Origin of the sequence: Winslowiella toletana, from assembly GCF_017875465.1 — a bacterium.
Classification (GTDB): Bacteria; Pseudomonadota; Gammaproteobacteria; order Enterobacterales; family Enterobacteriaceae; genus Erwinia; species Erwinia toletana.
Genome location: NZ_JAGGMQ010000002.1, coordinates 65,808 through 92,667, shown reverse-complemented (window position 1 = coordinate 92,667; position 26,860 = coordinate 65,808). Strand labels below are relative to the sequence as shown.

Sequence of the window (26,860 nt, the reverse complement as noted above, 5' to 3'; positions counted from 1 at the left end):
TTTGTATTACATATGTATTCCCACGGTGCGCTGTGTGAATTCTGCAATCGTTACAGGGGTAAGAGGCCGCAGATTTCAATCTCCGCGTTATCGCGCTTTATGCCTTATTCTGACGTCCGCCGGCGCCCGGCGCCACCGGAATAATTCGCCACGGGCAGAAGGGCAGGGTAACAAAATCCAGTAAAGACCGGTATCCGTTACGCAGAAAAAACCACGTCAGGACAGTCTTGCGGGCAGGAAGAGGGAATAATGCCCGCACCAGGCCAGTACCGGTGCGGGCGGGCGGTGAAAAGAGGGCAGAGAGGGGAGGGCGGGTAACCGTATACCTGTTTTGTTACGTTGCACAGGAACAGGCCGGTCGGACGCTGTTTAAGCACGGTCAGGGGGTTAAGACGGTAAAGCCGGATGCTGCCAGGCGGATCTCTTGATATAGTGAAACCCTTCAGTACGGCAATCGAAACAGGGATGCACCTATGATAGAAAGATTTCTGAAAAGGGAAGGGTTAGTTATTGCTATCGGAACCATGATGATTTACGCCGCGGTCTATTTTTTTGAACGTGGATATTGCAGCGCTTTAAACATCCCTCTCGATTACATCGAAATATCAGTACCGACCGTAGCAAATGACCTGCTCTACTTATATTTGTTTATATTTCCTGTTGCTATAACGTCCATGGCGATAATGGCAAAAGCTGAAGACAAAAATAATAAAGGATTATATGCACTGGCTCCTTTTTCGTGCTGGCTTGTGTACTCAGTAGTGTTGTTCTTCTATGTGGAAAAAACATTACAGTCGGCGTTTATGTGCTGGTTTTTAGGCGGCCTTGTTTTTTGCCTTGTCAGATACAAAGATGATTTTAAAGAAGGTGATTCTCCTTTACGCGCTCAGACCGCGACAGTGATTTTGATTTCGATGGCTATGTTTTTGTTCAGCTTTACATTTACTATCATTGGTCGGTCGCATGCTGAAGCCGGTAACTTTGAGGTATACAAAAATAATGATAATAAATACGCACTATTGAAAGTATACGGAGAAAATGTATTCATGCAGGAAATAAAGGGTGGTAAGAGAGTCAGCGAGATAACCTACTTCAACGCGCAGAATATGACGGGAATGATAATAACGGGTAAATAGGCGCAGACTGTCAGTGCCCGACATCTGCAGGTATCAGCCCTTCAGCACACAAACCGGCTTTTATCGGGCAGGGTCAGACAGGCCGGAAACGCATTTGCTGCGATCCCGGCCGGTGACAGGTCAGAGATACTCTTTTACCATCTTTACCAGCTTCTCAGGTCCGGCCTGATTGGCAAGATAAAGGGCGGCGCGAAGGATAGTCGAATCGGTAATCGTCTTGCTGGGTGCCAGGTCCTGAACGGCGCCCGTCAGCTTTGCGCACATCAGCTTCTCATCCGCCGTCAGGCGTACCGTTTTCGGGGCCTCACTGGTCGTTCTGTTACGCCTGGTTCTGACATTGGTAAGGCGGCTTTCCTGTTCTGGCTTGGATGCTGCAGGCCTTTGTACCTGTGGTCGTTCAAGTTTTCCGGCCATCAGAGTGCTCCTTCTTTAATAGTCATAATTTCTTTTGCCATAGCCCGGTAGTCGTTCAGTACCAGAGCACCACGCTTATAAAAATAGAGAGGCTTACACACCACCTGGGCCTGGGCAATGTTCTCGTCGGCGCGTATACGGGTAGTAAGCACGTTATTTTTAAAGCGCTCGTTCCCTTCAAGTTCATCCTGCAGGAATGTATTCATCTTCTTCTTGGAACTGTTGAACTCGTTCCGGAACAGGCTGTAATTAGAGAACTTTTCTTCTTTAATCTCATCCAGATAATCCAGCACGGTCTCTGCACCAGTCAGCGAGAAAGAACCGCCATCTATTGGGATAATGACATGATCCGCGATATACGCTGCATTGGTTGAAGACAGGTTCAGCGCCGGCGAGCAGTCGATAAGGATAAAGTCGAACTCGCTTAACACCGGCTTGAGGTGGCGGAGCAGAATTTTTTCCCGATGTGGCCTGGCCATACTGTTTTCCATGACGCGCTCAAAAGAGGGGTCGGACGGGATCAGGAAGAGTCCCGGAATATCCTCCCCACCATTTTTGGCGGGGATAATGACATCACGTACGTTAAATTTCTGATTGCTGTACAAATCGCAGATTGTCGGCCCAAACTGAGCATAGAATTTTTTGCCATGCGTCAGCACCTCTGTCGCGTTCGCCTGCTGATCGGCATCGACAACCAGCACGCGATTTCCCATCAGGGCAAGGGCGACGGCAGTATTGGTAGTGGAAGACGTTTTACCAGGCCCTCCTTTATTACTCATTGCTGCAATGACGAATGCCTGCAAATCCAAAACTTTATCAGCCATTTACAACCTCACATGTAATTCAAAAGTAATACAGATGTAGTTCTACTATCTGCCTGAAGCAGAGAAAGGTCAAGCGATTTAAAATACAAATGTAATACATTTTGAATACATATATCGGCTGAGGGGCCTGCCGATTATGTGCGGGGGTTTACTGAGTGTTTTATGATGGAAGCCGGCAAAGGTAATGAGCGCCACGTTCTGACGTGCCCATGACTTCAAATCCCCGCTGCCTAAGCATTCTGTTCATCAGGGCAGAAGCGGGATAACACCTGGCTGTAATTCGGTGCTGTCCGTAACCCTCAATCGCCAGGGAAATCAGAAGTTGCCCCCCGCCTTTACCCCGCATGGGTTTTGCAACGTGTACCACAAATATCTCGATACAGCGTGTACCGGTAAGATCCTCCGCTGAACGCACCCACATAAACCCGGCCGGCCGTTCATCAGACGCACGAACCAGCACCACCAGGAAGTGTGCCGAAGGCTGACCGACGGCGTGCAATCTGAGCACCTCTCTGACGTCCTTCTCAAATGATTTGCTCCCTCTGGCCGTCAGCAGATCGCTGTGAAGGTGCCTGTCCCGGGCGCTTTCCTCACACTGCGTTATGAAGAACGGGATATCCTTGAGCGTCATGTTTCTGACGGCTTTGTTGAATAAATCGTGTTTAGATAAAAACTCCCCCTTTCAGTCACTTCCTCAGGCAATTCGTACACTTTCTGGCATACCTGCTCGCGTCATTTTGTTTAAGGCACGGATCATGGCCATCGCTTCTCCAACCTGCGCATCATTATCCCGCAGCGTAAGATGCCCACCGAACAGTTGTTTAACACGGTACATCGCCGTTTCTGCCACCGAACGTCGGTTGTAAGCCGTGTGCCATTTCCAGTACGCATTGCTCCCGGTAAGTCGTTGCCTCGCCACTGCCTGATTTCTGTCGGCATATTCCGGTGACCAGTAACCGGCGCCCGTTCGCGGCGGGATAAGCGCCTTAATTTTCTTGCGTCTTAGCTCGTCGTGGCAACGTTTAGTGTCATAAGCCCCGTCGGCGCAGGCGACCCTGATTTTCCGGTGCGTCAGACCGATCAGGCCCGGGAATGCCTCTGCATCCGTCACATTGTTCAGGGAAAGGTCAGCGCAGATAACCTCATGTGTACCGGCGTCTAACGCCAGGTGCAGTTTACGCCAGACGCGGCGCTTTTCCTGACCGTGTTTTTTCACCTTCCACTCACCTTCACCGAAGACTTTTAATCCGGTGGAGTCGATAACAAGATGGGCTATTTCGCCGCGGGTGGGGGTCTTGAACGGGATATTGACGGACTTCGCCCGTCTGCTGACGCAGGAATAATCCGGGCACCTGAGCGGAAGCTTCATCAGGGTAAAAATGGAGTCAATAAATCCCTGCGCGGCGCGCAGCGTGAGGTGAAAAACGCGTTTGAGCATCAGTACGGTAGAAATAGCGAGCTCAGAATAACGTTGAGGACGACCACGTGAAGACGCGTTGGGCTCGTCATACCAGGCCTGTACGGCCGACTCATCAAGCCAGAATGTCAGTGAGCCCCGGTTGACGAGCGCCTTGTTGTAGTCAGCCCAGTTGGTGATTTTGAACGTTTGTTTTGCCACGTGATACCGCTACAGGATCGGGAATGTGGTGATCTGATCCTGATTACGGCCAAAAGTTCGATTTATTCAACAAAGCCCCTTTTAATTATAAAAAGAGCATTTATCGGATATCCTTGTCTACTAATTGAATTTTCAGATGGTTATTTACCGCTTGCCGTACGTTCTCGTACGGTTGGCCCTCAAATCCCTAAACGGAGAAAACGATGAAAGCTGCAGTAGTGACTAAAGATAACCTGGTTGATGTTACTGACAGAGTGTTACGCCCGCTCAGGCATGGCGAGGCACTACTGACAATGGAGTGTTGTGGTGTCTGCCATACCGACCTGCATGTGAAAAACGGTGATTTTGGGGATAAAACCGGTGTCATCCTTGGCCATGAAGGGATCGGATTAGTTAAAGAGGTAGCAGATGGTGTTACGTCGCTGAAACCCGGCGATCGTGCTTCTGTGGCATGGTTCTTTCAGGGGTGCGGCCACTGTGAATACTGTAACAGCGGCAATGAAACCTTGTGCCGGGATGTTATCAACGCAGGCTATACCGCTGATGGTGGGATGGCTGAAGAGTGCATAGTGGTGGCTGACTATGCGGTTAAAGTACCGGATGGCCTTGACTCACCGGCTGCCAGTAGTATCAGCTGTGCAGGAGTGACCACTTATAAAGCTGTTAAAGTTTCCCAGATAAAACCTGGTCAATGGATCGCTGTCTACGGCCTTGGCGGGCTGGGAAACCTTGCGCTGCAATATGCAAAGAATGTTTTCAACGCAAAAGTCATTGCCATTGACGTTAACGATGAACAGCTCAAGCTCGCTGCGAGTATGGGCGCAGATTTGACAATTAATTCACGAAGTGAAGATGCCGCGAAAGTGGTTCAGGAAAAAACCGGGGGCGCCCATGCTGCCGTGGTGACTGCAGTCGCGAAAGCCGCGTTCAACTCGGCTGTTGATTCTGTAAGGGCCGGAGGGCGTGTTGTAGCCGTGGGTTTACCGCCCGAGTCTATGAGCCTCAATATTCCTCGTTTAGTGCTGGACGGCATTCAGGTACTGGGATCACTGGTTGGCACCCGTCAGGATCTTGCCGAAGCTTTCCAGTTTGCTGCTGAGGGTAAAGTGGTGCCTAAAGTAGCGCTACGTCCTCTGGAGGATATCAACACTATTTTTAAAGAGATGGAGCAGGGCCAGATCCGTGGTCGTATGGTTATCGATTTACGTCGCTGATTGCGACCTGGTTAACTTTATCAACCGGCGCAGCTATGAACCTTTCATTCTCGGAATGATGGTCGAAAAAACACCTGCATAGCTGCGCCCCAATCTCCTCCCAGCGTTGGCCGGAAAAACATAAAAATCACCCTGGCAACTTTTACGTTATTACCTTTTCTCTGTTGACAGCCCCGGTGAATGACATTTTTTATGGGTGACTTGGCAACCTGCAATAAGGTGCCCGTCAATCAGGGCTTCCTGACATTCTGGCCTGATGAACCGGACTTTCGGCCTGGTATTACGGGCCACCGCCTGAAGACGCTTACCTCCGGCGAGCTCGCGTGCTGTTAAACCACCAAGTGACCACACCGAGCAATTGCAGATCTTCAGGATAAATTACCGGGTAGGACGGATTCATTGGTAGCAAAGCGAGACATGGCTGCAATTGGAGACGTTTCACTGTGAACTCTCCATTCACTTCAGCTATAACGATATCGCCCTGAGAGGCCTCTTCAGCCCGATCAACAACCATAACATCACCGTCAAATAAGCCTAACTCCTGCATGCTGCTACCACTTGCACGAACGAAGAACGTTGATGCTCGCCGACGTATGCAGAGTTCATTTAGATCAAGCTCTGACTCGACGTAATCCTGGGCAGGGGAGGGGAACCCTGCGGCGCATGGGTCAGCAAATAGCGGTACTCTGAGCTGAGGGCAAGATTCCGGCGGGCACAAGATGGTGAGTGCGCTAAGTTTATCGCCGTTCATTTGTGAAAAGCCCTAAAATGATAATTTTTAGTAGTAGAAAGGTCATACATTCCCCCTTTTGATAAACACTGTTTTTATGTACAGTATTATATGAAGGAATTAGACTGGCAAGTGGTAGGGGATGTTAAAAGCTATTAGCAAAGCCAGCCCTATGAAACAGATGGAAATTTAGTCGGCGGGCTGGGTGGCCTTCAAAGATTCATGATGCTGAGGATTGGCACACAGATGCAAAGTGATTAGATTGTTGTAACTAAATCTGGGTAGGTTGTATCAGCTACTGAGTTTATTGATCGGAAATTGGGCAGCTATCTTCTTCACTTTGATGGCCTCTTCTTCAGGGATCCAAACACTTACGAAATGAAGTTTTCTACCCTCTGCATGTTCAAGTTCAGTGTAAAGGTCCCAGACTCTTTTCACGGCATTGCCTACATTTTGTTTTGATCTCGCTAAGTTGGTAGCTACGTCTGATTGTTTCTCATCTTTGACCAAGACCAGATAAGCTATCTGAGTTGTTATATCCGCAAAGGTTTCCATAGCCGGAAGAATACGATCCCATTCTTCCTGAGAAATCTTTCGTTTGTGCGCCATTTTCAAACCCTTTTATGTTCTTCAACTTAGGTTATTGCCCTTGCTCTACCAAAGTCAACGGTAGTCAACGATAGATGATAATCTGAAACTCTCTCGATCTAAATCTGAAACCGTGAGGCGGTACAAAACTTGTTTTTGTGCCGCTGAGGGGTTGACCGGCTGAGCGAAGCGAGGACGGTTACAGTGCTCAAGCGAAGTTATACACTTATCCACAGTGATAATTTTTAAAGGCTTTTTTGGGTTTTTTAAGTATTTTAAAGGCTTTTTAGGTCGCGTAACCTATTGATAAGATTATCAAAACTAACCACCTTTGTGGGTATTTGCCCTATATCATGTGGGAATTCGCATTACTTAATATGGGAACCAACCCTACTTGCTATGGGAATTAGCCCTAAACCGTATGGGAATCTGCCCTATATCAGGATGTCGAGATTTAATGTGTTGACTTGTGTGTATTCTTCGGTATTGTGGGGTATAAATATTTACCCATACAAGGTTAAGTATATGGCTAACCAATTGAAAAAAAAGATTAATGTCAAACAGTCAAATGAGTTGACAGAAGCAGCCTATCATCTCTCATTGAAGTCAAAACGTGTTCTTTGGTTATGCCTTATGCAAACATATTTTACAGATGATAATGATGATGCAAGCCCAGTATTCAACGTGGCAGTATCTGATTACGAAGACATTTTCAATATAAGTCGAAATCAGGCTAGTCGCGACGTGAAGGAGGGCGTGATTGAGCTATCGCGCGCATCTATTCTGTTTTACCCGAAGAATGGTCGCAATGACATCAGAGCTTTACCTTGGTTGATTGAAGCCGGTGGCCGCTCAAGTAAGGGGCAATGGGAAATCGAATTTAATCCCCGTGTAATGCCTTACCTTTACGTTTTAGGGAACCAGTTCACCACTTACTCGCTTAGAGATTGTGGAAGCCTTAAAAATCCCCGCACTGTCAGGCTGTATGAAAGCTTATGCCAGTTCCGTAGCACCGGGATCTGGAAGACTAGTCATGAGTGGTTGGCGGATCGTTTCATGCTGCCAGATTCGCAGCGCAACAATAGCGCAGAATTAAAAAGATCATTTCTTGAACCAGCCCTGCGACAAATTAACGATAAAACTCCGCTAAGTGTTACCTATCAAGCTGATAATAATGGAAAAATGATTTTCAATATTTATCAAAAGAACGGTGTTTAAATCATATTTCACGTCAAACGTTCCGGCCATTCACTCCTGCAAAAGTAGGGGGGATTCCCACTCAATGCCATTCTGCGCCCGGCCGTGCCCGCCGGTTAAAAGTAGGGCTGATTCCCATATGACGGCGCGCAGCTGACTGGCCGGCCGCTCAATCCTGCAAAAGTAGGGGGGATTCCCACACAATGCCATTCTGCACCCGGCCGTGCCCACGGGTTAAAAAGTAGGGGGGATTCCCATATGAAGGCGCGCAGCTGACTGGGTGGCCGCTCACTCCTGCAAAAGTAGGGGGGATTCCCACTCAATGCCATTCTGCGCCCGGCCGTGCCCGCCGGTTAAAAGTAGGGCTGATTCCCATATGACGGCGCGCAGCTGACTGGCCGGCCGCTCAATCCTGCAAAAGTAGGGGGGATTCCCACACAATGCCATTCTGCACCCGGCCGTGCCCACGGGTTAAAAAGTAGGGGGGATTCCCATATGAAGGCGCGCAGCTGACTGGGTGGCCGCTCACTCCTGCAAAAGTAGGGGGGATTCCCACTCAATGCCATTCTGCGCCCGGCCGTGCCCGCCGGTTCAAAAGTAGGGCTGATTCCCATATGACGGCGCACGGCTGACTGGCCGGCCGCTCGCTTCTGCAAAAGTAGGGGGGATTCCCACACAATGCCATTCTGCACCCGGCCGTGCCCACGGGTTAAAAAGTAGGGGGGATTCCCACTCGATATCATTCTGCGCCCGGCCGTGCCCGCCGGTTCAAAAGTAGGGCTGATTCCCATATGACGGCGCGCAGCTGACTGGCCGGCCGCTCACTCCTGCAAAAGTAGGGGGGATTCCCACTCGATATCTTTCTGCGCACGACCGCGCCTGCTGGCTCATAAGTAGGGCTTATTCCCATGTCAGGGCTCGCAGCTCATTTGCTGGCAGCTCTAGTTCTAAAATTAAATATAATTACAAAACTCAGCTATAAAGGTGCGTTAGGGTTGGCCTGAATATTTTGTTAGCCCCATATCTTTATCAACACAGGTTGTTAACGTTATAATTGATATTTAACATCAATAATACGTTATTGATTGATGTATTATTTTAATTCTACCAACATATATTTTGAGTTGTGCGTCTGTATTTTTAATAGAAAACCACAACATTTTTACGCATGTCAATTTCCAGCTTGGTGTGGTTTTTTATGTTATTTGTATTTTTTAATGGCTTTTGTATGAATTGAGTTCGTCAGTAAATTTTTTATGTTTCCTGTAATTCCATGGCGCTGGGTAGGATGCCTTTGTGAGCATCATTGCTATTAGCAGTGCGAATGACATGATTATTTGAATGCTTGCCCATAGATAATCCTTATCTGCAAGAGATGACAATCCAGAGAAGAGGAATGTTATATACCCTATAAGAAATGCAAATATGTAAATAGCGCCTTCTTTCGCACTTTTCTTATAGAGTTTTTTATTTAAATTAAATTTAACCTCAGCTATTTCCTCTTTGTTTAAATGCTCTGTTTCGCGGATTGATCGAATCAAAGATTTCAATCTTTTTATTTTAAATGAGTCTAGGTTTGGGTTGCAACTAAGGATTTTCATTAATCTTCTTGCGGGTGTGATCTCAACTATCCCGGTTACTTCTCGTACTATTAGTTTCTTTAACTCATCATCAATTACCTTTATCTCATAACCTTCCATTTCCAGTTCGGATGAAAGAGATTTCATGTCCTTGTAGACTGATATTCTCTCATTGTTAAAAGTTTTAAGTCTTGCATTTAAGCTAACAACTATAGCTATTAATGGGATGAAGAAACCTATATTTCTCAGCCAGTCCATAAATTCCATTTGCTCCATTTTTAGTATTTTCGACTATTCATAGTTGACATTTCTACAGTCTGATTGATACCTTTTCAACTGTTACAAGTCGTCTAATGACGGCCACCAATGGTCCGATAGCTTGAGAGGACCGCCTTCGGGTAGCTGAAAAAACACTCCTGCAGCCTGAAAGGGAGAACACATCAGTGTGGTACATCTGCTCACTCCTGGAAGCAGATATCGTCAACAATGCGCACCTACGACGCGACGATTGGGGTACTTGTTCACTCACCAAAGCCTGGGCTTTCACATACGCCTGGCGTCTTCAGACAAGGCATCCTCAACGATGCTTTATTCACTTACGTTATGAGATTTATCAGGGATACGCCCTGAGCTGCATACGACTTTTGCAATGACGCATAAGCCCATTTGGAACATTTGGGCGCTTGCGGAAGACGCATTAGGAGCATGAAGCTGCGCGGCGTCACTTTGGTTCGAGTGAAACGAGAACAAAGTGACGCGCGCAGCGCATAACGGTCAAACCCACGCACAGTGCGGTTTTCACCATGCCGGTACAATCTGACGTGCACGTATTACGTGTTTTCAGGTGCTCAGCTGGCTATTTATCAACCACAACGCGACGTTAACGATCAACCCGTTAAGGGCGTTTTATTAGAAGGAGAATGATCGACTCGGTATCGATGGCGACATCAGGAAACTGGTGTACGGAGGCAGACTGACTAACGTCAGCACGGCGCAAGCCGCAAACAGGTCAGAGACCTGGGGAGCCTCGCAAGAACTCAACATTTCGCCGCCCCGATGCACAGATACCAGTCGAGACGCAGGAAGCGCAAAAGCAACCGTGTCATCGGGGAAGATATGTACATATTCAGAGTCACACTGCTGTGGGGTTGCCGGCCTACAGCAGTGGGTTCTGAAAGGAGATATGCAGTGTCTGGAAAATTAGGTAAGCAACTCGTCACGCTCGCACGTCAGGGCGGAGGAAGTTTTAAAACGATTTCTGATCGTTCAAAGATTGCCAGTCGCTTTTCGGAGCGACTGGCAAACCTTAATATTCAGATTCGGGACGTAAGCCATATTAAAACAAAACATATCGAAAATTATATCCGCAGCCGTCAGGGTGAAAATATATCGTCCCGAACGCTGCAAAATGAAATGGCTGCGTTGCGATCAATTCTTACACAGGGAGGGCGTAATGTACTTGCTAATCCGACGCATGAAAAACTGAGTAACCAGGCGCTTAATATTTCAGGAGCCAGTAGGGAGGGAACTAAAGTTGCGATTTCTGATTCACGTCTTAAAGAAATTCTTTCATTGGTTTCAGAAAAGGATCGGGGGATTGCAATAAGTGTTCAACTCGCAAGGTATATTGGTCTCCGCGCAGAGGAGACCGTTCAGTCGGCCAAATCACTCAATACCTGGAGGAAAAGTTTACAGGCCGGAAATGATAATGTGCGTGTTGTTTTTGGCACTAAAGGCGGACGTCCACGCGATGCGACAATTTTTGAAAAAGAAAAAGTCATTGGTTTATTAAATGACGCTGTTCGATACGTTGAGGGAAATAACGGAAAGTTAATCGACAAGCCAACGCTTCATCAGGCGCTTGATCGCTATCATAACGTATTACGTGAAAGTGGAATGACAGGGATACATGCACCACACAGCCTCAGGTATGCTTATTCGCAGGATGCCGTAAATTATCACCTTGAAAATGGAATGAGTCGTAAAGAAGCTGAGGCCTTAGTTTCAATGGATCTAGGTCACGGTGACGGACGTGGCGCTTACGTTGCCCGGGTTTATAACAGAGTTGATGATGAAGATTAATAAATGGCTCTTGCCATTTATCTTATTTAGGCGCTATTATTAAAACGCTTCTTACGTTGTCTTCGGACAACCACCAATGGTCAGTGGCTTGAGATGACCGCCTTCGGGTAGCTGAAATAACACTCCTGTAGCCTGAAAGGGAGAACACATCAGTGTGGTACATCTGCTCACCTTTGGAAGCAGATATCGTCAATCACGGCTCCTACTGCCTGGCGATGAGGGTACATTTAACCATCCGGCTTCGGCCTTCGTCCTACGGGGAAACATTCCCGACAGGGCACATGTTTCTCTGTTTAATGGAGAGACTATGTCTATCACCCGCTCGTTCCTGAAAGAACTACGTTTGCCATTCGATCTGGTTCTGTCAGTTGCAACCCGTGTTGCGTCTGAATGTCCAGACCTTAAGGCTGCGCTCAGAGGAACTTCGTGGCTCGCTTCACCTTCCGGTCATTACGAGTTTCATTCCCGCGTCTGGTTTGATGATCAACGTTATCACGCCATAGTCATGGCAAGAACGTCGGTTAACGGCCAGCCCGGTGATGAATTCATTTTCAGCCGGCACGGTAAGCATTTTACGCATAAGGCTGCTGCGAAAGCCGCACAGCTTGCCACGTCTGACGCTGCATCTTTACGGGTGTTCACTGCTCAGATGTAACAGCACAGACGTCTGAACCATAACATTCGCTCTGCGAATGCCCATCGGGAAACATCTTCCCGACAGGGCAGGTGTTTCCCCCTCAACCGGAGAAACACCATGCATACCCTTTCACTAGCAACATCCTTTTCCATAAAAGCCTTTTTTTCTAGTTTGTCTGCTGCCGTTATATCCAAGTGTGATCGCGTCGCTGTCGCAAACAGTAAAGAGGAGTGGATAACGAATCGTGCCGGCTCACTGAGCTTTAAGATTCAGATTCATCAGTTACCTTCTGGAAAATGGACGTCGGGCATACTCACTCGGTCCGGCACTTTTTACGGCAATCACCGGTTTGGTTCACTCAACGCTCCAGGGGAAGTGTTTCGCTCGTATAGCCAGGCTCGCCGCTCAGCACTAAAGCTGGCGAATCAGGCAGCAACGCTGCGTTATGCGTATCAGTGAGGAGGAGTTACTGATGACTTTTTCGACAACCATAACCGACATGCTGCAGTTAGCTGATTTTGAGGGCGACATGCTCATGGCATTAGCTTACCAGACTCTTGGTTTAGATGACCTTGATGAGCAGGTGCAGATTAAAGCTGAGATGCCTTTTTCTATGGCCGTTCATTACGATGTTATTTATAGCCTCGAATTTGGCTGAATCGCCACGGATAATCTAGACACTTCCGAGCCGTTGATAATACTGGTTTTCATATTCTGTCGGTGACATCTGATTGCTCGAACCATGCCGACGCTTACTGTTATAAAACATTTCGATGTAATCAAAAATATCGCTGCGGGCTTCTTCCCGCGTTCCGTAGATCTTTTTCTTTATCCGTTCGCGTTTCAGCAACTGGAAAAAGCTTTCTGCAACCGCATTATCGTGACAGTTACCGCGACGGCTCATGCTCCCCTCCAGGCCGTGTGATTTCAGGAACGACTGCCACTCATGGCTTGTGTACTGACTGCCCTGGTCCGAGTGAACCAGCACCTGTTTTTGGGGATTACGCCGCCATACAGCCATCAGCAGTGCGTTCAGGACAATATCCTTTGTCATCCGGGATTGCATTGACCAGCCGATAATTTTGCGTGAGAACAGATCAACAACCACAGCAAGATACAGCCAGCCTTCGTGGGTCCTGATGTAGGTTATGTCCGTTACCCAACGCTTATCCGGAGCATCCGGATTGAACTGTCGCTGGAGCCTGTTGGGCGATACAATACTGGCCTCGCCTTTGCGTGCCCGCGGGCTCCGGTACCTGACCTGAGCCTTTATCCCGGCACGATTCATCAGTCGCCAGACTCTGTTCACTCCGCACTGTTGCCCGCTATCCCGCAAGTCTAGATGGATCTTGCGATAACCATAAACGCAACCGGACTCCAGCCAGAACTGTTTGATCTGTCCCGTCAGTCTCAGATCTACCTGGTGGCGCTGAGAATACGGTTGCTTAAACCAGGCGTAAAAGCCACTGGGATGAACATCCAGCACCCTGCAGAGCAGACGAACAGGCCAGCAACGGGAGTTGTCACGAATAAAGACGTACCTCAGTCGGACAGCTTTGCGAAGTACGCCGCGGCTTTTTTTAATATGTCCCGTTCGTCAGTAACCCGCTTCAACTCCTTCTGGAGTCGGCGGATCTCGGCCTGAGCATCTGACTGTTCTTTATTAGTGGATGAGTCCGGACCGTACTTCTTTATCCAGGCGTAAAGGCTGTGGGTGGTGATATCGAGACGTGTTGCAACGCTGGAAACAGAATGACCGCGATCAATAACCTGTTTGACTGCTTCAATTTTAAACTCTTCGGGATAACGCTTACCGCTCATGGGCACCTCTCTTTAAGCCATCTTAAATGACTCTGAGGTGTCTGTTAAACCCGTGGCGATTCAGTAAACAATTTAAATCAAAGAATGAATTGTTCGGAATGTTTGAATTTATAATTTACTCCGACAGCAGATTCACAGATGAAGTTAAAGGAGATTTGGTTTATTCCTTTCTAAATATGATCCCATTTGACACCGTGGGCGTAAAACCTACCTTAACAGTAAGAGCCTTGTCTGCTTTAGACACAGCAAAGATGTCTTTTATGGATGAAAAGGCAAATACTGATGACTTTCATGGCGGTTGGTTGAGTGATGAAATCGCAGCTTTGGTTAGCTTGAAATTAGGCGTAAGAGCACATGCAGGCTCAATTGTTAGAGAATATTATAATCATACACCTGATTATGGTAGTCCAAGAGCAGAGCAAAACCCGCCACCACCTTTAATGCCAAAAGGAAACTTAGTAGTTCCCTCAGCAAAAAAAAATATTAAAATCTCACAGTTGAGATTGATAAACGATATTTATAAGCTTTCAGAAAAAGATTTTAACTCACTAATTAAGTCAGCCCGCAACTTCCAAGATAGTCTTTGGATTTGTGAATCCTCACCAAATCTAGCGTGGTTGTTAATGGTTTCAGCGTTAGAAGTGGCTGCTGGAAATTGGGACACATCAAAGGGTGATAAGATTGAAAAATTTAAAGCATCAAAACCGTAAGCGTATCGTTCAGACCGTCTTTTATTTTTCCCCGTGTTTCCTACCATGGACATTTTCGCGAACATGGACACTACCGTGGACAGAAACACGCCTTACACCAGAAGGCCCTGGATCACAGCTGCACTCAGCCTGCGCTTTAACGACGCCCTGACTTACCGTGAAATCGCTGAGCAACTGAACATCAGTACTTCCTCTATGCATAAAATGTTCAAGCGTTTTCGCCGCACGGGTATTAACTGGCCGTTGCCGGAGGAATACACGCCTGAGCGCCTGGAGGAGGAGCTCTACGCCTTCAATCTTGAAACAAACCTGCCTGTCAAAAAACGCCGCCCGGACTGGCCACTGGAGTTCAAAATCCGTATGGCGGAACTGAGCCTGCAGCCGGGTGCCTGTGTGGCAGAACTGGCGCGGGAGCATGGTGTTAACGATAACCTGGTGTTTAACTGGCGTAACCTTCATCGACAGGGGCTGCTGGACCCTGCCAGCAGAGCCACTCTCATTCCGGTCACTGTGGAGCCTCTGCCGCCGCCATCCAGACACAACGGGGCCGTATCAGCAGACCTGCCACCGGTCATCAGTTGCAAGTTGACACTGCCGGGCGGCAGCCTGAGCCTGACCGGGCCACTGACGCCGGAGCTGCTGCGTGCAATGGTCAGCGAACTCAGGGATGGTGAGGCATGATTAACTTTCCGGCTGGCTCACGTATCTGGCTGGTCGCTGGCGTGACAGATATGCGCTGCAGCTTCAACGGGCTGGCGGCGAAGGTGCAGAACACGTTGCGAACGGACCCGTTCAGCGGGCACCTGTTTATCTTTCGCGGGCGGCGGGGCGACATGATAAAGGTGCTGTGGGCGGACCGGGACGGCCTGTGCCTGTTCACCAAACGCCTGGAGCGCGGGCAATTCGTCTGGCCGGTGACCCGCGACGGCAAAGTCCACCTGACGCCGGCGCAGCTGTCCATGCTGCTGGAGGGCATAAACTGGAAACATCCGCAGCGGACGGAACGCCCTGGCCTGCGGATATAACCTGCTGTAAAGTGGGTTCATGGACACCCCGCACCCTGATGAAAACGCCCGGCTCAGGGCGCAGCTGCAGGAGCAGCAGACCACCATTCGTAAAATGGCGGAGTATAACCGTCTGCTCTCGCAGCGGGTGGCGGCGTACGCCGGCGAAATTAACCGCCTGAAAGCGCTGGTTGCCAAACTGCAGCGCATGCAGTTTGGCAAAAGCTCTGAAAAGCTGCGTGAGAAAACGGCGCGCCAGGTGCGTGAAGCTGAGGAACGCATCGGTGCCCTGCAGGAGGAGATGGCAGAGGTGCTGGGTGAGCAGCATGACCCGGCGCTCCCGCAGCCGCTGCGCCAGTCTTCCGCCCGCAAACCACTTCCTGCCTCACTGCCCCGCGAAACCCGCATACTGTCCCCGGCAGAAACCGCCTGTCCGGCGTGCGGTGGGGACCTCAGCCCGCTGGGCAGCGACGTGTCGGAGCAGCTGGAGCTCATCAGCAGCGCCTTTAAGGTCATCGAAACGCAGCGGCCCAAACTGGCCTGCTGCCGCTGTGACCACATCTTTCAGGCCTCCATGCCTTCAAAACCCATCGAGCGCAGCTACGCGGGTCCCGGCCTGCTGGCCCGAATCGTCACGGCGAAGTTCGCAGAGCACACACCTCACTATCGTCAGTCGGAGATATACCGCCGTCAGGGCGTGGAGCTGAGCCGGGCCACGCTGGGGCGCTGGTCCGGCGCGGTGAGCGAACTGCTGGATCCGCTGTATGACCTGCTGAAACAGTACGTGCTGATGCCGGGCAAAGTGCACACCGACGATATCCCGGTGCCTGTTCAGGAGCCGGGCAGCGGCAAAACCCGCACGGCACGGCTGTGGGTGTACGTACGGGATGACCGCAACGCGGGTTCGCAACTGCCACCGGCGGTCTGGTTTGCGTACTCACCGGACCGTAAGGGAATGCATCCTCAGCAACACCTTGCCGGGTACAGCGGTATCCTGCAGGCAGATGCTTACGGTGGTTATAACGCGCTGTACGAAGACGGCCGCATTATCGAAGCCGCCTGCATGGCGCATGCCCGGCGAAAAATCCACGACGTTCATGTCCGTACCCCGACCGACATAACAACCGAAGCGCTGAAGCGCATCGGTGAACTGTATGCCATCGAGGCGGAGATCCGCGGCAGTCCGGCAGAGAAACGACTGGCGGTCCGGAAAGGGCGGACCGTCGCGCTTATGCAGTCGCTGTACGACTGGATACAGGCGCAGATGAAGGTGCTATCCCGTCACTCGGATACGGCGAAGGCATTCATGTATATGCTTAAGCAGTGGGATGCGCTGAACCTGTGCTGCCGTAACGGATGGGTGGAAATCGACAACAATATTGCAGAGAACGCTCTTCGTGGCGTAGCGCTTGGCCGCAAAAATTGGCTATTTGCGGGATCAGACAGCGGAGGCGAACGAGCAGCCGTATTGTATTCGCTGATCGGAACCTGCCGTCTGAACGGCGTGGAGCCGGAGGCGTGGCTTCGCTATGTCATTGCTCATATCCAGGACTGGCCGGTAAACCAGCTGCGTAATCTGTTACCCTGGAATACGAATCACCAGATTTGATCTTAGAAAGCCGGCGAAAAACATAAATTTAAATTCAGTCAGACGTTCGTGACTAAGACATTTTCTGCATCTTATTGAAAGTAAAACCTTGCTTGATAAGCTGTTTCTATTTCAATAGAATCCTCGCTTTCGGAGAAAGAAAATGTCTGTTTCAGATGCGCTTCTGGCTTACTCTTTTACCGCCCTTCTTCTGACACTTACCCCCGGGCTCGATACAGCATTAATACTACGAACCGCCTCTGCTGAAGGTGGTAAGAAGGCATTTCAGGCCGCTCTTGGTATAGACACAGGCTGTTATATCTGGGGGGCGATTGTCGCGTTTGGTCTCGGAGCCGTGCTTGCTGTATCGGAAGTCGCGTATTCTCTTCTCAAATGGTGCGGAGCTGGTTATCTGTGCTACATCGGAGTGTTACTGCTCTTCCGTCCCCGTTCCAGTTTTCGTCTGTCAGATGATCAAGTCCATGCTTCAGAAAACTGGTTTTTAAGAGGTATGCTCGGCAACGTTCTTAATCCCAAAATGGGCATCTTCTACGTGTCATTTTTGCCACAATTTATACCCTCCGGACACTCACCGTTTATCTGGACCTTTTTACTTGTATCCATACATGTTCTGATAGGTACATTATGGTCGCTCATCTTAATCATGACCACCCGCTTCGCTTCGAATTTATTAAAAAATGGAAGAGTTATCAGGTGGATGGATATATCGACAGGCGGATTGTTTGTTTTCTTCGCGGTAAGACTTGCCGCCAGTAGCAAATAAAAGTCTGAAATATAGAAATCAGAATTCAACCCGAATATATGGGTCTCCAGACTCCCCTTAATGTAATGGTAATGACCACATTGACTAATATTCATTAGTCAATGTGGTCTCTCAGACTGCAATCATTCCTTCCGGAATCTGACTTTTCAGGCATCAATAAGCCGGTTCAGTTGCTGGCTGAATACCATCAGGATGTATTACTGACATTCTATCTGAAGTCCACAGCCTCCCGGCAGGCAGCAGAAACTGTCGCGATATAGCCTGATTTTTTAAGCCCTTAACTCATCATAGGACACCATTACGTGTTCACGGAAAGCTGGTCGCTCTTTTAATCGAGAATAATAGGCATCAAGGTTTGGTAGTGGCATTCGGTCAATATTTATGTCGTAGTATCGATATAACACATGCCCAAACTGAATATCTGCGAGAGTAAATGCATCCCCGGCCAAAAATGGATGGGACATAAGTTGCTCTTCTGCAATCACAAGTTTCTTCTCTAAGGCGTTCACAGCGATTTTAATCGCGTTGTTGTCACGCTCATGAGAAGGAGTTCGAACAACCCGCCAGAAAATCGGCGCAGTAAAGAGAAGCGCAGCATTCAATTTCGACCACTCCATCCAACGATCAACATCCGCTCTGTCAAATACATCAGATGGCCAGAAGCTTCCTTTCGCGTAACAGTTAGCTAAATATCTCAGGATCGCGCCGGTTTCCCATAATGGTTTGTGATGACCATCCCTGAGGACAGGTATGGTCCTGTTTGGGTTGAGAGCGTAAAAATCGGGTGTATCTGTACCACCAAATCGGTGACCAATATCATACCGCTGATAAGGTAAATTGAGTTCACCTATGCACCACATCAATGCCTGCACATTGGACGAGGTCTTTCTTCCCCAGACTTCAAGCATGCTCGTTATTCCTTTCGCGGTTATTACGTATAAGGTTTTGCTGCAGCTCGTTAAGCGTTGCATCTACCTGCTCATTCAACTTACCAGTGCATTACTCACAAATTCAACGGCTACATGATGAACCACCATCTACCGTAAAAATGCAATACAAAACTTAATACGGTCTGTATGTGACGGTTACGCATATGAGATAAATCATGAAACAGACCCTTAAGATGGCCACCTTTGCGCTGGCCATGAGCACCTCGTTGTTTTCAGTACAGTCCGGCGCGACCGGCGCGGAAACTTTTAGCCCCGAACAACAGGCCCGTATCGGCGAGATTGCGGCGGACTATCTGGTCGCGCACCCGGACGTGCTCATAGAGGTGAGCAAAAAGCTACAGGCGCGGCAACAGGCAATGCAGCAGCAAACTTATGTGCAGTCAGCGCTGAAAACACACCGGCTGCTGATGCAGCTTGATGGCGTTCCCGTGAAAGGGCCGGCTGACTCAAAGGTTATCGTGACTGAGTTCTTTGACTATGAATGTATCGCCTGCAGCATGATGGCGCCGGTGATGGAAAAGGTGATGGCTGCAAACGCCGGCGTGCGCTTTGCATTCCGGGACTGGACCATTTTTGCCGCCCGTTATCCGGAATCAGAGCAGGCATCACGCCGCGGCCTTAGCATTTACAGGAAACACGGCGCAGATACGTACATGGCGTTTCACAACGGCATTTACCAGACCGGGCATAACGAAGGGAAACTGACGGCAGAAGATATTGAGAAAGCCGCCGTTGCTGCCGGTGCAGGTAACGCTTCAGACGATAGTAATGCTGCCTCCGACCAGATTATTGAGAACAATGCTGACCTGGCTGAGATGCTGGGCCTTACGGGGACGCCGGGCATTATCGTGATGCCTGCTGAGAACGCCACACAGGATAACACCACGGTTATCCCGGGCGTGGTCAGCGAACAGGTTATGCAGCAGGCCATTGCCCGGGCAGAGAAAGGATAAAAAAGACCGGCCTGAGTCATAAAGGGCCAGTCATAGTATCCACAACGGAAAAGGCAAGGCCATCGGATGTACTTACAATCGCGCCGACAGTATCAGTGAGTATCGGCCATACCGCCAGAACCTTTACCCCATGACGGCCACGCCGCTCAGGCTGTTCGTTCCTCGCTCTGACCGCCCTGCCCATTGTATTGTTAAAGCGATCATTCGCGGTCGAAGGTAAGCATCGCATTTAGACCGTATTAACGTTCAAGCCGAGGTAAGGTCTACCTTCAATGGCAACAGATCGCGGACTCGGTTTTACGGACCGCCAGTCTCTCCTTTGCAGGGCTGCCACGTATCTCCGCTTCGATGGAGTACAGCTCACCGATGCGCTTCAGCGCCTCGGTGGTAATATCAGTTGGGGTGCGGACGTGAACGTCGTGGATTTTTCTACTGGCGTGCGACATATAAGCCGCTTCGATATAATGTAGCCGCGGCGACCACGGAAAATGAACAGGTGGCCGCCGAACGTGTCAGTGCTAAGCGTGTTCTGCACCTTATGATGCCAGGCCGTTGAAGCCGTTTTTCATATCAGTGATGCCGGAAACCAGCCAGATAAGTGAGCATGTGGGGAGATATCATCGGCTCCCTCCTTTCATTTCACGGATGAGCACCTGAAGCATTTCCGGCGACAGCTGGCTTTTTATTCAGCAGATACTGGATAACACCAGCATAGTCTTTCTCAAAACTCTCATCTGTGGAAGTGTCGAGCGCCATATTATTCACCAGATATTTTCCCCTAACGAAGAAGGCTGGCACGAATCTTAAGCCCAGTTGTTCAGCCAGCCTGTCCTGGCGGTTTACAGAGGCAGTAATTTCTGTGGAATTCCATAGCGTTTTTATTTTATCAACAGAAATACCTTGATCAATAAATAATTTCTGAAGGTCAGTTTCACTTTGTACAGAGTGTGACTGCTGCATCGCCCTGAACAGAATAGGTGTCATTTCAGTCTGTTTATGAAGGAAAACTGCTACGGCCCAGGCACGGGTCAAATCACGGCCTGAAGCGCCAATTCTTGATGCATGATAACGTTCAAAGGTCGTACCATTAGGGAGTGAAGCAACAATAAAATTGTTAATATTGGATTTCATTTCGAAATAATAGCAGTGCGGACAGTTGAAAGAAAAATAGCTCAACACGTCAGGTACGCCCGTAACAGTATCAGGCAGTTCGAAATAATCTTTATCAGCGACGTATTCTCTTGCCTGTCCCGGCATCACCCAGAACATGCACATCAGCATCAGAATGCTTCTTATATCGGTGAGAAGGCGCATTATGTCAGGCCACTTCATCATTTTTATCTTCTCCAAACTTATATTGTTCCCTTTGCAACGTCAGCAGAGAGTAATATTCCCCGCGTGCTTGTTCCAGTTCTGCCGGTGTTCCCCGTTCAACGATCTCACCTTTTCTGAGAACAATAAGGAAACTTGCGTGCTTCACTACGCCAAGACGATGAGTGACCATAACAGCTGTTTTGCCCTGAACCAGGGAAGAGAACTGACGGAATATTTCTGCTTCAACACGGGGATCCATCGCGCTTGTGGGCTCGTCAAGAATAACCAACTCTCCAGGAGAATACAGGGCACGGGCGAGAGCCAAACGCTGCCACTGGCCGCCCGACAGTTCCGTGCCAGCATATTCCTTACCGATCAGGGTGTCTGGTGTTGTCCCCGCATCAAGTAAAAAACGGGCTTTTGCACAGGCATTTTGAAAATCCCGCTCTGTTTCCGGGGTAGTAATATGAGTGAATGTGACATTTTCTTTTATACTGAGATTATAGTGTCCAAAATCCTGAAATACAGCACTGAGGCGGCGGCGCCACTGCTGAATATCAATTCCGGCGATGTCCTTGCCGTTGCAGGTGATGCGCCCCGAGGTTGGACTATAAAGTCGGCAAAGCAATTTCATCAGCGTGCTTTTACCCGCGCCGTTTTCACCCACTATAGCGAGATGGTCGCCAGCGCGAAGAGTGAGATTAATGTTTTTCAGTACGAAATTGCCTGGCTGATATGCAAATGACACGTCTTCAAACCGAATCTCTTTTATCGGCTCCAGCCATTCTTCTTTTATGCCCAACTTAGGTATGTCAGCTACGGCCTCGAGAGACTTTAGCCGAGCAAAAAAACCAAAACAGACACCCACACTAGCAAAAGAGTACACCATCCATTGACAGGAAAGACCAAAGAAGGAAATGGACTGGATAGTCCCCAGTAACCCTCCTACAGTGATTTTCCCGGTTGTGAGATAATTTACAAACCAGAACATCATGCCCAGTGCACAGATCAGGTAAAGCAGATTCCAGGGCTGCGGACGCATCAACTGTTTCTTTCGTACCTTATTGAGTTCGTCTTCAAGTTCATTGAAAGCTTGTTGATGTTTATCAAGGAAAAAAGCGGAAAGGTTAAAGAGCCGTATTTCTTTTGCAAGTTTCACGTCCAGCAAAACGGAGAGAAAATATTTGATCCTCCTCGCAGGCATCCCTTTCCCGAGCATCGCTTTGAAGATATCTATCTGCGAATACGCTACAGCGAACGTCACGGGAATGAGCGGGAGCAGGAACGCCAGCGGCAACCACCATACTACTGAAGCCAGAACCAATGAAAGGCTGAGCAGCGTCAGGGTCCCTCTAAATATATCGATCAGATTGACCAGCAGGTTGAGCGGGCGGTGCGCCGCTTCACGGGACAGTACTTCCAGGTCGTCATGAAGTTCAGGAGATTCAATCAGCATTAAATCATCAATGCGGCAGGCTGCCTCCATTATTTTCCTTTGTGTCAGAAAAGTAGCTTTGGAGTTAAGGATACTCTGTAGTGTGCTGATAATCGGCGAGAGAATCCCGGGGATGACGAAAGTCAGCGCCCACAATATGGCAATGGTTGTTAAACCGGTACGATCATCACTGCTGATGACGTTTCCAAGATGGATACTTGTCATCACACTCAACGTCGGCAGGAGACCCTGAATTGTGATTAAAACCATAAAAAGCAAAGAAAGCTTCGGAGACGAACGAAGCAGCAGAGAGACCGAATATACTACCAAGATTATCTTATCTTTTATCTTATACATTATAATTCTCCACTGTAATGGGGTTACCAGACGCGTACACAATGATTTCATCAAAATGCAGAGGTGCACATATATTCATTAATAGGGCATCCTGTTTCTCATTTCGGTAGTAAGATGAGATCATTTTTACACGGTAATAGTCGCCTCTATGCACACACGCATTACTTATTTGATATGAGTCGAGTGTTTTTCCATCGGGTGTGGCAATAAATTTCATCTCTTGAGAAAAAACACTAAGTGATTTAACAGATAGATTGAACTGATTCAGCCCGATTATCCTCTGACATAGAGATGGATATGTTAACCAGGAATGGCGACTAGCATGAAAGTTATGACAGATGACAATTACTTCCGGATAGTTATTACTGAGAATGACGCAAAGCTTATCTGCCATGGCTTTTTCCCGCTGTTCGGGCGTAGCACTGCTTAAGACCTCATTGTTAGCCGCATCAGATTTCAGCAACTCAGATAAAACCGATCCGGCAGGACTGTTCAGTATACTCAGCGCAGAGATATAGCCCCTCTGTCGCGTTGTCGTAAGCGGCAGATCAATGCCGAAAATATCTGCATCTGGAGGCAGATTCATCAGCAACATCCTGAATTCAAGAGATCTCATCCACCAATAGGTTGATGAAGCAAGAAACTTCGCCATTGCAGTACTGCTCAGAGAATGTCGTTTCAGTGCAAACAAAATAAGATCAATAGTAGGACATTCAACAACCACTGCCACAGGCCCACGCTGAGACATTAAGTTTATATATGTTTTTCTCATCAGCCAGGATTCATCAGAACCATGGCTGTTCTGCCCAAGGAAAGTAATCGTACGATTATCGTGTGCCGAGATGAGCATGCATGCTCCTGACGATAAGTTCACGCTGCCTGATAAGATAAGAGGCAGGCAGAAGAAAATTGGACTTAATCTGCTCAAGTGGAGTCTGAGTCAGGAAATCTTTAATAACTTTACCATTAGAATCGAATAAAGACTTAGTATTGCAACGAATATAAAATATAGGAATGTCGAAGTTTTTAAGGCATTGAGCTTCATAATTAACAAGTGACTTAAAGCGTGGGTGCGCACTTTCATAAAGAAGATACTCATTAATAAGTGACGGGAAAGCAGTATCAATGGTGCGGCTTACATCAGGATGTATGATCTTATTGATCACCAACATATAATAGGCTGTCGTCCTGATTAAATATCTGGGTTTAATTTCATCATGTGCCGTAATACAGGCAAGAATATCATCTGACTTTTGTTTAATTTTCTCATAGGACTCTTCATATCCTTGGATAACATCCGGGACATATTTCAGGGACTGGACAGGCTTCCCTTCAAAGTGAGGATAGTTTTGGGTTTTTTTAATGAAACCGTGTTCATAGCGTACCTGAATGCGTTCACTGGCGTCGTTAAGTGCATGGGGATGTGTATAAGACTGAAATATGTTAGTGGCCGCCGTCAGAGCCGATGTGTGTCCGATGCCGTTAATTACTACCTCCTCGCTCTGAAGTAAGCCACTCTGATATACTGAACGCTCAAGGTCAGGGTTATCTTCAAAGTAATACTGAAAGCTGGTTTCTGCATCTATCAGGAAAACACGATTTTGATCAACAATGAAATTGTCGAAATGACAGTCATTGATATTTAGCAGATCGACTAGTGCCAGGATATTTCCATACTGCCGGTAAACATCCCGGGCTTCACCCAGAGAATGAAGAGGGCGATTATCTATGTAAGCCTGCCACAAATGTGTGTTCCTGCTCAGAGTCTCAGGGCAGACTCTTTTCATGCCGATAATCTCACAAATCTCATTGAGTACTGACTCTATACACGAGTCTCTTGGTTTATATATAATACGTTGATCATTCAGAGTTAAAAGAATCGGCTGCTGCCCATTTTCATGGCGGTCTCCGCCAAGAATTTCGATTGAACTTGCACAGGTAAGGGCTTGAATACCGAAAATTTTCTCAAGTAAGCTGAAATCAGCATCAAGACGGTCAAGAAAAAGGGACAAGTTACCGAGGGTACTTGCACAAATATGTGCAGCGAGTTTCTCAATGTATGCATTTTGTTTTGAGATTGACGAACGCCAGCTTCCATCACTGTTCTTGAAGTAATGAGTATAACGGTCAGTTACTGAGGCAGGCTGTAAGCTCAGCCAGATATCGAAGGAAATAACAAAATCTGGTAAATAAATCTGATCTAGAGTTTCACCGATGTGAGTTAGAACAGCGCTGTAATCAACATGAGTCAGATTGTGCGCTGATAATAGCTCATTAATTTTCAAATGAAAATTTTCAAGATGAGGAAAATACAAATATGCTCTATGTGGCTCTGTGACATTATATTTCATCTGAGATTCCCAAACGAAAAGTGGCACTGCATAGAGTGCCACTTGTTGTGCCATCACTCAGCTAAAGAAATCTGCTGAAACTTCTTCCAGTTCCTTGATGAGGAAATCCTCTGCACTGATGAAGCCACCACCACCACCACCACCGCCACCGCAGTCACAGGTACCACTGGCGCAGTCCCGCCCGCTGTTTGCCATATAACCACGGATTTCTGAAATTTTATCAGGTGCTACTTCTACGATACGTTCCATTTAAAACCTCACTTTAATAAGTTGAAATGGTGAATTAAATTACCTTTCGCGAAGTACTGCATGTGTACACGGAAAATATAATTATCCGAATAACGATAATGGGTCATCTTTTTTATGCTTATTGAATCCAAATTAAACCGCAAAACTATTAATAAATCCTTTGTTGACAAAAGCTTACCAAATTGAAACTAAATGTAACGATGGCCCTAATGTCAATATTTTCTTAACGTTGAATACAAATATCAAAACCACTTGAGTGTTAAATTATATATAAATCAAGGTGTTATAAAGGAATCGTTAGCAGCGCTTGACGAGGCTACTATGTACCAAACACGGGAATTTACAGCCAAACCCCGACTCTCTCGTGCTCATAGCAAGTTTAGCCGCGAAGCATAAAAATAAGCCCCCTGTTGCTCTGTCCATTACCCGGATAACGCGACTTTTATTCAATACGGCTGACGCAAAATATATGGATAAAATAAGTGTGACGGACTATATAGTCCCAATCGCCACGTGGATGCTGACCAGGATAAAAGTCCATATCAAGTGTGAGTGACCGGCGGGTATGAACTGCGGCAATAAAGATACATGAAAAATACCCATTTTGGAATTGAGCACATACCCCCTTTGTTTATACGATTATTATCGATTAAGTGAATCTATGAGTCTGGATACATGCAATATCGTCAGCTTTTCGCTGTGAATTCAACCGATGGGTGAAACACACTTATTAAACCGCACTGCGGGGGATCCAATTCATCAAACCAGAAAATTGAAAAGCAACAAGCTAACTATCACTTCTCACCACTCAGATAATTATTGTTGAGCACCACCACCGGTTTACCGCGCAGGTCGGGACGGAACAGAGGCTCGCAACTCGCATAAAACGAGTTAACGTCCGCCAGTCAGAACATAGGCAGCGCCATAACTACCTCCTGCGCGCTTTATGTACTGTTGAAGAACCCGGTAAAGGCGCTCAGCAGCCGCAGCTCCTCCGGATAAATGACGGAGTATGCCGGATTCTTCGGCAGGAGAGCAGGGCGGGGATGAAGTTGCAGGCGCTTAAAGTAAATTCGCCGTTCACCTCGGCGATGACGATGTCCCCGTGCGAGGCCTCGTCTGCGCGATAGACCGCCATGACGTCGCCATCAAACAGGCCCAGTTCCTGCATGCTGCTGGCGCGTACAAAAAACGTGGAGGCGCGCCGGCGGATGCAGAGCTCGGTGAGATCACGCTCACTTTTAACATAGTCTGTGGTCGGCGAGGGGATGCCTGCCGCGCATGGATTTGCTTAGAGGGGGCACGCGTAACTTGAGCAGAAAAC

General features: G+C 48.1%; 28 protein-coding genes and 4 pseudogenes. 13 read left to right on the top strand and 19 right to left on the bottom strand.

Annotated elements, in window-relative coordinates:
- The first annotated feature begins 473 nt into the window (after positions 1–473).
- Positions 474–1,136: a hypothetical protein gene (locus J2125_RS24650; RefSeq protein ID WP_017802808.1), complete on the top strand. Its 663-nt coding sequence runs from the start codon at positions 474–476 to the stop codon at positions 1,134–1,136.
- Between the two features lie 120 nt (positions 1,137–1,256).
- Here the strand turns inward: J2125_RS24650 and J2125_RS24645 are convergent, their stop codons facing one another.
- The 4 genes from J2125_RS24645 to J2125_RS24630 form a co-directional block, all read right to left on the bottom strand.
- The gene (locus tag J2125_RS24645) at positions 1,257–1,550 is read right to left on the bottom strand and encodes a hypothetical protein (protein WP_017802809.1); all 294 of its coding nucleotides are present in this window, start codon (positions 1,548–1,550) and stop codon (positions 1,257–1,259) included.
- Positions 1,550–2,374 carry a ParA family protein gene (locus tag J2125_RS24640; protein ID WP_026111934.1) on the bottom strand — a complete coding sequence of 275 codons (825 nt, stop codon included), beginning with the start codon at positions 2,372–2,374 and terminating at the stop codon, positions 1,550–1,552. The genes J2125_RS24645 and J2125_RS24640 overlap by 1 nt, the downstream gene beginning before the upstream one ends.
- A gap of 160 nt (positions 2,375–2,534) precedes the next feature.
- The gene (locus tag J2125_RS24635; RefSeq protein ID WP_338116596.1) at positions 2,535–2,882 is read right to left on the bottom strand and encodes a GNAT family N-acetyltransferase; all 348 of its coding nucleotides are present in this window, start codon (positions 2,880–2,882) and stop codon (positions 2,535–2,537) included.
- Positions 2,883–3,068: 186 nt separating this feature from the next.
- Positions 3,069–3,992, bottom strand: coding sequence for an IS5 family transposase (locus J2125_RS24630; protein WP_017802812.1), 924 nt, complete (start codon positions 3,990–3,992; stop codon positions 3,069–3,071).
- Positions 3,993–4,195: 203 nt separating this feature from the next.
- On the opposite strand from J2125_RS24630, the gene adhP reads away from it, so the two are divergent.
- Positions 4,196–5,206 carry an alcohol dehydrogenase AdhP gene (gene adhP, locus J2125_RS24625; protein WP_017802813.1) on the top strand — a complete coding sequence of 337 codons (1,011 nt, stop codon included), beginning with the start codon at positions 4,196–4,198 and terminating at the stop codon, positions 5,204–5,206.
- A gap of 304 nt (positions 5,207–5,510) precedes the next feature.
- On the opposite strand, the gene umuD is transcribed toward adhP, so the two are convergent.
- Both umuD and J2125_RS24615 read right to left on the bottom strand, forming a co-directional pair.
- On the bottom strand, positions 5,511–5,957 hold the full coding sequence (umuD, locus tag J2125_RS24620; RefSeq protein WP_050491335.1) for a translesion error-prone DNA polymerase V autoproteolytic subunit: 447 nt from the start codon (positions 5,955–5,957) through the stop codon (positions 5,511–5,513).
- Between the two features lie 270 nt (positions 5,958–6,227).
- A complete protein-coding gene (locus J2125_RS24615; RefSeq protein WP_013199811.1) occupies positions 6,228–6,545 on the bottom strand; it encodes a TrfB-related DNA-binding protein in 318 nt (105 codons plus the stop codon).
- Positions 6,546–7,049: 504 nt separating this feature from the next.
- On the opposite strand from J2125_RS24615, the gene J2125_RS24610 reads away from it, so the two are divergent.
- On the top strand, positions 7,050–7,742 hold the full coding sequence (locus tag J2125_RS24610; protein WP_017802815.1) for a replication initiation protein: 693 nt from the start codon (positions 7,050–7,052) through the stop codon (positions 7,740–7,742).
- 1,193 nt (positions 7,743–8,935) lie between these two features.
- Here the strand turns inward: J2125_RS24610 and J2125_RS24605 are convergent.
- Positions 8,936–9,568 carry a hypothetical protein gene (locus tag J2125_RS24605; protein WP_017802816.1) on the bottom strand — a complete coding sequence of 211 codons (633 nt, stop codon included), beginning with the start codon at positions 9,566–9,568 and terminating at the stop codon, positions 8,936–8,938.
- Between the two features lie 921 nt (positions 9,569–10,489).
- Here J2125_RS24605 and J2125_RS24600 point away from each other — a divergent pair.
- The 4 genes from J2125_RS24600 (at position 10,490) to J2125_RS24585 (ending at position 12,678) form a co-directional block, all read left to right on the top strand.
- Positions 10,490–11,383: an integrase domain-containing protein gene (locus J2125_RS24600; protein ID WP_017802817.1), complete on the top strand. Its 894-nt coding sequence runs from the start codon at positions 10,490–10,492 to the stop codon at positions 11,381–11,383.
- A gap of 307 nt (positions 11,384–11,690) precedes the next feature.
- On the top strand, positions 11,691–12,038 hold the full coding sequence (locus J2125_RS24595; protein ID WP_017802818.1) for a hypothetical protein: 348 nt from the start codon (positions 11,691–11,693) through the stop codon (positions 12,036–12,038).
- Positions 12,039–12,137: 99 nt separating this feature from the next.
- Entirely contained in the window at positions 12,138–12,479 is a 342-nt protein-coding gene (locus J2125_RS24590; RefSeq protein WP_013199806.1) for a hypothetical protein, read from the top strand.
- Between the two features lie 13 nt (positions 12,480–12,492).
- Entirely contained in the window at positions 12,493–12,678 is a 186-nt protein-coding gene (locus J2125_RS24585) for a hypothetical protein (protein WP_040462535.1), read from the top strand.
- Positions 12,679–12,693: 15 nt separating this feature from the next.
- Here the strand turns inward: J2125_RS24585 and J2125_RS24580 are convergent.
- A protein-coding gene (locus tag J2125_RS24580; RefSeq protein WP_209499570.1) for an IS3 family transposase occupies positions 12,694–13,841 on the bottom strand; the annotation gives its coding sequence in 2 pieces (ribosomal slippage) (positions 12,694–13,604 and positions 13,604–13,841; 1,149 coding nt in all).
- A 98-nt stretch (positions 13,842–13,939) separates the two neighbouring features.
- Between J2125_RS24580 and J2125_RS24575 the strand changes: the two genes are divergently transcribed.
- The 5 genes from J2125_RS24575 to J2125_RS24555 all read left to right on the top strand — a co-directional run bounded on the left by J2125_RS24575 (position 13,940) and on the right by J2125_RS24555 (position 17,927).
- Positions 13,940–14,551 (top strand): hypothetical protein, encoded by a 612-nt coding sequence (locus J2125_RS24575; RefSeq protein WP_235421340.1) that lies wholly within the window; start codon positions 13,940–13,942, stop codon positions 14,549–14,551.
- 63 nt (positions 14,552–14,614) lie between these two features.
- Entirely contained in the window at positions 14,615–15,232 is a 618-nt protein-coding gene (tnpA, locus tag J2125_RS24570; RefSeq protein ID WP_235421162.1) for an IS66-like element accessory protein TnpA, read from the top strand.
- Positions 15,229–15,576, top strand: a complete 348-nt coding sequence (gene tnpB / locus J2125_RS24565; RefSeq protein ID WP_034947605.1) for an IS66 family insertion sequence element accessory protein TnpB — start codon at positions 15,229–15,231, stop codon at positions 15,574–15,576. Before tnpA ends, tnpB (J2125_RS24565) begins: the two co-directional genes overlap by 4 nt.
- A 19-nt stretch (positions 15,577–15,595) precedes the next feature.
- Positions 15,596–17,164 (top strand): IS66 family transposase, encoded by a 1,569-nt coding sequence (tnpC, locus tag J2125_RS24560; protein ID WP_034947609.1) that lies wholly within the window; start codon positions 15,596–15,598, stop codon positions 17,162–17,164.
- Between the two features lie 142 nt (positions 17,165–17,306).
- The gene (locus J2125_RS24555; protein WP_072016886.1) at positions 17,307–17,927 is read left to right on the top strand and encodes a LysE family translocator; all 621 of its coding nucleotides are present in this window, start codon (positions 17,307–17,309) and stop codon (positions 17,925–17,927) included.
- Positions 17,928–18,196: 269 nt separating this feature from the next.
- On the opposite strand, the gene J2125_RS24550 is transcribed toward J2125_RS24555, so the two are convergent.
- Positions 18,197–18,835 carry a glutathione S-transferase family protein gene (locus tag J2125_RS24550; protein ID WP_034947615.1) on the bottom strand — a complete coding sequence of 213 codons (639 nt, stop codon included), beginning with the start codon at positions 18,833–18,835 and terminating at the stop codon, positions 18,197–18,199.
- 197 nt (positions 18,836–19,032) lie between these two features.
- On the opposite strand from J2125_RS24550, the gene J2125_RS24545 reads away from it, so the two are divergent.
- Entirely contained in the window at positions 19,033–19,830 is a 798-nt protein-coding gene (locus tag J2125_RS24545) for a DsbA family protein (RefSeq protein ID WP_034950090.1), read from the top strand.
- Positions 19,831–20,117: 287 nt separating this feature from the next.
- Here J2125_RS24545 and J2125_RS24540 read toward each other — a convergent pair.
- The 10 genes and pseudogenes from J2125_RS24540 to J2125_RS24500 all read right to left on the bottom strand — a co-directional run.
- Positions 20,118–20,288: pseudogene (locus J2125_RS24540) on the bottom strand (IS66 family transposase); the annotation flags it as partial.
- Between the two features lie 11 nt (positions 20,289–20,299).
- A pseudogene (gene tnpB, locus J2125_RS24535) lies at positions 20,300–20,399 on the bottom strand (IS66 family insertion sequence element accessory protein TnpB); the annotation flags it as partial.
- 70 nt (positions 20,400–20,469) lie between these two features.
- Complete coding sequence (locus J2125_RS24530; RefSeq protein WP_052118539.1) at positions 20,470–21,165, bottom strand: DsbA family protein; 696 nt, start codon at positions 21,163–21,165, stop codon at positions 20,470–20,472.
- Complete coding sequence (locus J2125_RS24525) at positions 21,149–22,936, bottom strand: ABC transporter ATP-binding protein (protein WP_034950091.1); 1,788 nt, start codon at positions 22,934–22,936, stop codon at positions 21,149–21,151. The genes J2125_RS24530 and J2125_RS24525 overlap by 17 nt, the downstream gene beginning before the upstream one ends.
- Positions 22,929–23,786, bottom strand: a complete 858-nt coding sequence (locus J2125_RS24520; protein ID WP_034950094.1) for a hypothetical protein — start codon at positions 23,784–23,786, stop codon at positions 22,929–22,931. The genes J2125_RS24525 and J2125_RS24520 overlap by 8 nt, the downstream gene beginning before the upstream one ends.
- A complete protein-coding gene (locus tag J2125_RS24515) occupies positions 23,764–25,287 on the bottom strand; it encodes a type 2 lanthipeptide synthetase LanM (RefSeq protein WP_160279922.1) in 1,524 nt (507 codons plus the stop codon). Before J2125_RS24515 ends, J2125_RS24520 begins: the two co-directional genes overlap by 23 nt.
- A 57-nt stretch (positions 25,288–25,344) precedes the next feature.
- Positions 25,345–25,536, bottom strand: coding sequence for a hypothetical protein (locus J2125_RS24510; protein ID WP_034950099.1), 192 nt, complete (start codon positions 25,534–25,536; stop codon positions 25,345–25,347).
- Between the two features lie 360 nt (positions 25,537–25,896).
- Positions 25,897–26,160: pseudogene (locus J2125_RS25095) on the bottom strand (LysE family translocator); the annotation flags it as partial.
- 191 nt (positions 26,161–26,351) lie between these two features.
- Positions 26,352–26,441: pseudogene (locus J2125_RS25165) on the bottom strand (Y-family DNA polymerase); the annotation flags it as partial.
- 71 nt (positions 26,442–26,512) lie between these two features.
- Positions 26,513–26,806: a S24 family peptidase gene (locus J2125_RS24500; protein ID WP_407637870.1), complete on the bottom strand. Its 294-nt coding sequence runs from the start codon at positions 26,804–26,806 to the stop codon at positions 26,513–26,515.
- Positions 26,807–26,860 lie beyond the last annotated feature (54 nt).